Raw genomic sequence first — 6,753 nt, 5'->3', positions numbered from 1 at the left:
ACCGCCTCACTGAGAATAGAGACCGCCTCACTGAGAATAGAGACCGCCTCACTGAGAATAGTGACCACCTCACTGAGAATAGTGACCACCTCACTGAGAATAGTGACCACCTCACTGAGAATAGTGACCACCTCTTTGAGAGGTTTCTGAGGTGCTTGATGCTGGTAATCATTGAGACAGAGCTGCCTGGCTTTGGCATATATATCCGGGGTACAGTATAAAAGGTACTGAGTTGTGCAGAGAAACAGAGCGCTTGTGAAACGTATGCATGGAACTCAATTTGCATAGAGCTGTTTAGGTGAAAGAATCTAAGAAGGGATATAATTGTGAATACAATCAGGGATAAATATGATAATTTTGCACCTGTTTACGAGCACGGGGAGAAAATACTTGAACTGTTGTTATCGAGTGTAAGGAAGACTTTGCACAGCAAAATAAAAGAGAAAAGAATCCTTGAAGTAGGGATCGGTAGTGGCAGGAGCATCAATTACTACAAATCATCTGTGCAACTAACTGCCGGTGATTTAAGTGTGGCCATGCTGCGTTATGCCCAAAGAAGAGCTCTTTCAAGAGGCATAACTATAACCTTCAGTTCATTTGATATAGAAAACCTGCCCTTTAAAGATTCCGGGTTCCCTGCAGTACTCTCTTCTCTTGTTTTTTGCACGGTAGACAATCCCGTTAAAGGTTTAGTAGAGATAGGGCGGGTATTAAAACCGGGAGGGACACTGTATATGTTAGAGCATGTCAGACCAGATCATACCCCTTTAGCAATTTTGTTTGATTGGTTAAACTATGTGTCTGTTCCGCTTATTGGTGATCATCTGAACCGTTCTACCACTCGGTTGCTTAACGAAGCTAATTTCCGTATACACGAAGAAAAATGCTATTATTTTGGTGTTTTCAGGTTACTAACTGCTCAGGTAGAAAAGTAAGTCATAGAAATACATTTAGAGCAGGTAGTATAGCTCGATGCTCTGTTGTGAGTTGGACAGAGTAGCTTTTGGTGAAATATAATACTTGTCGAAAATAAGATTAACCAACCAAATTGTAAGTCAATAAGGGTATTATATTTGGTTAATACAGCGAATATGGAAATCATTGGATGCGGATCAATAATTCGTTTCAATGAAGCGTACAGCGTTAGAGGTCAATTACTATGTACAGGTTATTATATGAAAAAAAGGGGGTGTTTACCTGTTCAGGTCCTGTTTTGGGCTACAGTGGTTAAATACACGACCGAAATAGAACGATAATAGTGGGCGTGAAATTCACGCCCGTTTATTACCTCAATGATGAGCTGCGTGATCATCTTCTGTTTCTTGTGGAGAAGACGGCGCGGAGTCGTCCAAATCAGTAGTTTCACTATCATGGCATTCCATCATTTCAGAACCCATTTCCATCATGGTTTCATGCATAGTCATATGTTCATCATCCATATGTTCCATTTCATCCATGGTTGATGAACTTTCCCCTGTTTGAACCGGCTGTACGTTATCTGTTTCAGAATCAGTACAACCCACCAATGCAACTAACAGTGCTATAGCCAAAACGAAAGTTTTCATGCATTACTCCTTTTAAAAGATTAAGTGGTATAGGGTATTACATTATGGTAAGCCAAAGAAATAAGGGTTTATTATTCACCCTCCTGTCTAAGCACCATTTCATCAAACGTCATAAGCTCCTTTCTGATTCCAAGGATAACAGCATCTGTTCCATATGAACTTTCACCTTCATAGAGGTCTTCTATTGTTTCTATATCTTCAATACCCTTTCCCACAAACAGATCGAGAAACTCTCGTTCTCTGAATGTGGTGTTTCTTTCACGGGTTCTTTGAATATAGATTCCCTTAATGACCAGATTCGTATCAAGGCCAAAGACAAACTCTATTGCTCCAAATTCTCCTCTTTGCGATGCTGCTATAGTATGGCCAATCACTACTCCATCATTACCTATCATTTCATAGTTTTGATACTGAGTTTGCTGGCCTCTGAGCAGCTGAGAGCCCAGCCTCTCTTCAATAGCCCTTCTCTGCTCCCGGCTGATTCTGTAATCCACAGTACGGTAATCTCTTGCATCGGGGAAAATGCGAGTCATTGTGCGTTCTGGATTTCTCCATACACAAACAAATTCTTCCTGAGCAAAAAGAGCATTTGAGCTAAATAACAAAATTAAAAAGCTTATAAAGCTGTAGTGAAACTTCATGTTGCGTTTCTCCATAATAAGAATAGGTATAACCACCCCTTACCGTAAGGAGTCTGGTGTTCCAGGAAAATCCAGTGTATAAATAATCTTCATTTTGGTGACCGACTCTTACAAAAGAGCCGGCCAGGTTTAAGGAAAGCACAGGGCGGAGAGCAAAGTCCAGGGAAGAGAACAGTCCAATCAGAAAATCATCATCATGTTTTCCTGCTGTGATTTCTGAACGGCTTGTAGCTCTCCCCGAATACAGTGTAAAGTCAACAGCCGAGAGTATCTTCTGTGCAGATGTCGTCGAATCGGAGTTATGTCCATGACCCTGGTTTGCTCTTCCCACAGCCGATGAAACCCCGAGAATGTAATCATCAAATTCTCCCAGCGTGAAACCCAGTCTTCCTGTTATAAGACCGTGTCCCACACCTCGTGCGAGTTTCATTCCGTAGCCCTGGGTAAGGGCAATACCATAATCGACCCTTCCTCTTATTCCCGAAAACATTATACCATTGTCACTTTCGAAACCAAGCGTTTGTTCCTCGTTGGTGTCAAAAAGGTATCGATAGGTACTGTATTCGGGGATAAGTCCCCAGGGAAGCCTCATTCTTCCTGCTGTTATATTCCACCTCCCTAAAGGCCCTTTCAGGTTAGCGTATAATTCATGAATCTCAAGGGAAGAAAAATTATCACTAATTTCGCTGTTTAGCCCAAAATCCCACCTGTCACCTTTACTGTCTGAAACGACTTTGCGGGCAACGAGGGTCAGGGCATCAACACCAACCCAGTGCTCATTGCTACTACCATGATATCTGAAATCACCCTCTGTTGAGATATTCCAGATTGCATCAGCAGACGAGAACAGTACTAACAGTACCAAGGGCAGTGCTTTAATTTTTAATCTGTCCATCTTCAATATGCACCACCTTTGTACAATGTTTAACCAGTTCGGGGTTGTGTGTTACGATAATGACAGTTAATCCCTTTGAATTAAGTCTTTCAAAGAGAGACATGATATTGTTGGCGTTTTTAGTATCGAGATTACCTGTAGGCTCATCGGCCAAAAGTATAGGAGGATCATTGATTAAACTTCTGGCAATGGCTACTCTTTGCATCTCTCCACCTGAAAGTTGAGAGGGCAAGTGCTCCATTCGTTTTCCCAGACCAACCAGTTCAAGAAGCTCCCGTGCTTTTTTATCATCTATCTTCTTTTTCGCAAAAAGAACAGGCAGTTGCACATTTTGCTTCACTGTGAGAGTTGGAATCAGAAAAAACTGCTGAAAAACAAATCCAATATTTTCTTTTCTGATATTGACCAAATCTCTTTCCTGCAGGTCTGATGTTTCTGTATCATTTATAAAAATACTGCCATTTGAAGGTTTATCCAGACATCCCATAATGTTTAACAATGTAGTTTTGCCCGATCCAGATGGCCCCATCACAGAGACATAATCGCCTTTATTTAGGGTAAATGTAATGTCTTTTACTGCATGTACAGTTTCTGATCCACGGTTGTATATTTTGCTAATGTTTTTAAGTTCAATAATTTTACTCATTTCTAAGTACCTCCATCGGGACAATGCGGGCAGCTTTAAGGGCTGGATAGATAGCGCAGACCATACCTACAAACGAACAGGTAACAAAAGCCATCAAAGCCATACGTACATCAGTTTGAACGATCGACCCTGCCGGGACAAAGATCGTTATAAATTGTCTCATAAAATTGCCAAACACAGGACTTAAAAGTGTACCTGCGATGGTTCCTGCTGCACTACCAATGATGCAGATAGTTAAAGTTTCTATGGTAATCATCTTTATTAGATCACTTCTTCCTGCACCTACACACTTAAGATAGGCGATCTCCTTTTTTCGCTCAAGCACCGACATGAGCATAGTGTTAATTATTCCAAAAACGGCAATAATAAACGCTACCAATACCATAACAAACATTATTACCCGTGTAGATCCAAAGAACTGAAGAATTCCATCACTAAGCTCCTTGGAACCTACTATGTAGTATTCTTCCGGAACCATTGCCTGCAGTTCACTGCGTGTTTGGTCCATGTAGGAAATGTCATTGAGTTTAATTGCTATTGCAGAAAGTCTCCCTTTTCTGTTTACCAGTTCCAAAGAACTTTGGAGTGGGAGAAAAAAGGCACCATCATCCTGTGTCAGATTGCTTTCAAGAATACCACTTACTACAAACTCCTTATCAAAATGTTCGGAATACATGCGGTCACCTATCCCAAGCTGTTCGATAAGGGCCACCTCAGCACCAAGGATAACAGAGTTTTCCTCTTCAAACCAACCACCCCTTGCAATTTTCCAATCTGGTCTGATTTCTAGAATAGATTCAGTAACTCCCATGAAAATATCTGTACGCATGCCGTCATCGGTAGTGATAGCAAATAGTTTAAATGGTAAGACATCCTCCACATTTGGAACCTGTCTTATCTTGTCTACTAATGTCTCATCCACATAGACAGGGCTTAATCCGCCCTGAGCAATAACAGATGCTGCTTCAATGGGACATCCTTCACGGGTTACAAAAAGATGAATGCCGGTATTTTCTCGCAAATCATTACTTACTGCCGAAGAGTAACCCTTGTCCAGTGACAGAACTATGATTAATGTCGCTGCAGAAACCAATACACTCATAGCGGTAAGTATTGCCCGAACCGGACTACGTTTTATGTTGTTTATTGCTAAACTGAAAAAATTCATGATTAACGCTCCTTACAGTAATTCAAGACCGGTGGTTGTTATTACAAAGCGATTTTCACCAGCGGTAATTCGGGAGTAAATTCTTACCCTTGTACCTACTGCTAACCGTGGTGCTTTGAAACCGCTGAGGTGAACTACTGTTACATCATTGCCCTCACTGTAATTGAACTTACACAGAGATGCACACTGTCCGGTTAGCACACCTTCCATCACCACTTTTTTGTCATGATACTGGTCGGGGTCTGAAATAATGTCACTGAGTGCGACCACTTCTGCATCGGCAGGAACCGATTCTCCGTAATGCTCGGTTTGCTTTGAAGAGCCAGCAAATAAATAAACAAATGAAGATAGTGCTATTATCAAAATGAGTGCTAAAAATTTGTATTTTTTTAATAAAGGTATTGAGTTTTTCATTTTTTTCCTCTGAAGAAATGGTAAGTACACTAATACACATGACCTATAAGTATAATAGTGATTCTCTTACAAGTTGAAATTATCGACTTTTTGTAAACCAGAACTACAACTACTACTGTAGAAGGAAGCTGAAGGTATCAAATCAAGAGGATTGTAAATGGTATATGGAGGGATATATTGTGTGAATTAATCGGTGACTGTGATATTAGTGCAGAAAAGCAATAAGCACTACAAAAGTCTTCAGTGAGTTTGGCTGAGGAATGCAAAATGTAAGCATGGTGTTGTGTATCAATTTTTGTACTCTCAGAGGTATCATTGTGTTTTGAGCAGGATATACAACTGGAGTCGTTCTGGAAATGACAACACTGTTGTTGAGAGCAACACTCTACCCTCTCCGAACAATGGTTATTCTCTTTGGCACTATCACAACATAAAGCAGGGAATGTGCTTAATAGCAATATAAAAACAGGCAGAAGGTAGTGCTTTTTTGTTTGTTTGCCAGATTTAAGCCATTTTTTGTAATTCATAGCTCAAATATAACATCTAAATAGTGAACAAGCCAATTTTTTTTTCAATAATCTCTCTGAAACGCCCAAAGCATATATTTGTGTTAAAATAGGAAGCCATCCATTGCCAAATTCTCTGGTGCTTTTGGGGGTAAAACTAACCGTTCTGGTTGTTATTGCCTTGCAAATATGGATGGTAACCATTTTTAAGGGAAATACTTTTTATGAAAGGAAGTGAGTTTTATGAAGTTAGGTGCTTTAACCATACTGGTAAGTATTATCATGACAGGTTCCCTCTTTGCACAGGATTTGGAACCAATAGAGCTTAATACACCCGATACAGAGAGGGGAGAGGCGATAATGCAGGCTTTGGCCCAGAGAAGATCTGTTCGTCAGTGGAGTGACAGGGAACTGAGTGATCAGGACATAAGTGATTTGCTGTGGGCTGCCAATGGTGTAAACCGTCCCGAAGAGGGAAAACGCACAGCTCCAACGGCATTCAATGTTCAGGATATCGATCTCTATATCTTCACAGAAGATGGTGTTTATCATTACGATGCATTTGCTAATGTACTTGATCCTGTGCTTAGGGGTGACATACGATCAGAAGCTGGAATACAGGGCTTTGTGGGTACTGCACCCGTTACGGTACTTATTGTTTCGGATATGTCCCGCTACTCTCGTGGCAATGAAGCCGAACACGCTCAGTATGCAGCAATGCATGCCGGAATTGTTTCTCAGAACATCTCACTTTTCTGTTCTGGAAACGGAATGGGAACAGTTGTAATTGGAATGCTTGATGCTGAGGCGCTTCATAGGCGTCTAAATCTCAAAGACTCTCAGGTGGTGCTGCTAAGCCATCCTGTGGGATATATTGATTGAATAATGTGAGTTTGCCTGAAGTAACAATTAAATTTT

Annotated in this window: 8 protein-coding genes; 2 read left to right on the top strand and 6 right to left on the bottom strand. The window is 40.8% G+C overall.

Annotated elements, in window-relative coordinates:
* Positions 1–326 precede the first annotated feature (326 nt).
* A complete protein-coding gene (locus QA601_13325; GenBank protein MDG5816068.1) occupies positions 327–935 on the top strand; it encodes a class I SAM-dependent methyltransferase in 609 nt (202 codons plus the stop codon).
* 354 nt (positions 936–1,289) lie between these two features.
* On the opposite strand, the gene QA601_13320 is transcribed toward QA601_13325, so the two are convergent.
* From QA601_13320 to QA601_13295, 6 genes are all read right to left on the bottom strand, one after another.
* The gene (locus QA601_13320; protein MDG5816067.1) at positions 1,290–1,565 is read right to left on the bottom strand and encodes a hypothetical protein; all 276 of its coding nucleotides are present in this window, start codon (positions 1,563–1,565) and stop codon (positions 1,290–1,292) included.
* A 71-nt stretch (positions 1,566–1,636) separates the two neighbouring features.
* Positions 1,637–2,206, bottom strand: coding sequence for a hypothetical protein (locus tag QA601_13315; protein MDG5816066.1), 570 nt, complete (start codon positions 2,204–2,206; stop codon positions 1,637–1,639).
* Positions 2,160–3,101 carry a hypothetical protein gene (locus QA601_13310; protein ID MDG5816065.1) on the bottom strand — a complete coding sequence of 314 codons (942 nt, stop codon included), beginning with the start codon at positions 3,099–3,101 and terminating at the stop codon, positions 2,160–2,162. The genes QA601_13315 and QA601_13310 overlap by 47 nt, the downstream gene beginning before the upstream one ends.
* The gene (locus QA601_13305; GenBank protein ID MDG5816064.1) at positions 3,082–3,747 is read right to left on the bottom strand and encodes an ABC transporter ATP-binding protein; all 666 of its coding nucleotides are present in this window, start codon (positions 3,745–3,747) and stop codon (positions 3,082–3,084) included. The genes QA601_13310 and QA601_13305 overlap by 20 nt, the downstream gene beginning before the upstream one ends.
* The gene (locus tag QA601_13300; protein ID MDG5816063.1) at positions 3,740–4,915 is read right to left on the bottom strand and encodes an ABC transporter permease; all 1,176 of its coding nucleotides are present in this window, start codon (positions 4,913–4,915) and stop codon (positions 3,740–3,742) included. The genes QA601_13305 and QA601_13300 overlap by 8 nt, the downstream gene beginning before the upstream one ends.
* Before the next feature lie 12 nt (positions 4,916–4,927).
* Entirely contained in the window at positions 4,928–5,329 is a 402-nt protein-coding gene (locus QA601_13295; GenBank protein ID MDG5816062.1) for a hypothetical protein, read from the bottom strand.
* 749 nt (positions 5,330–6,078) lie between these two features.
* On the opposite strand from QA601_13295, the gene QA601_13290 reads away from it, so the two are divergent.
* Positions 6,079–6,717: a SagB/ThcOx family dehydrogenase gene (locus tag QA601_13290; GenBank protein MDG5816061.1), complete on the top strand. Its 639-nt coding sequence runs from the start codon at positions 6,079–6,081 to the stop codon at positions 6,715–6,717.
* Positions 6,718–6,753 lie beyond the last annotated feature (36 nt).

It is taken from the genome of Chitinispirillales bacterium ANBcel5, from assembly GCA_029688955.1.
GTDB classification, from domain to species: Bacteria; Fibrobacterota; Chitinivibrionia; order Chitinivibrionales; family Chitinispirillaceae; genus Cellulosispirillum; species Cellulosispirillum alkaliphilum.
The sequence above is the reverse complement of the archived record's forward strand: the minus strand, read 5'-3'. Positions and strand labels throughout refer to the sequence as shown.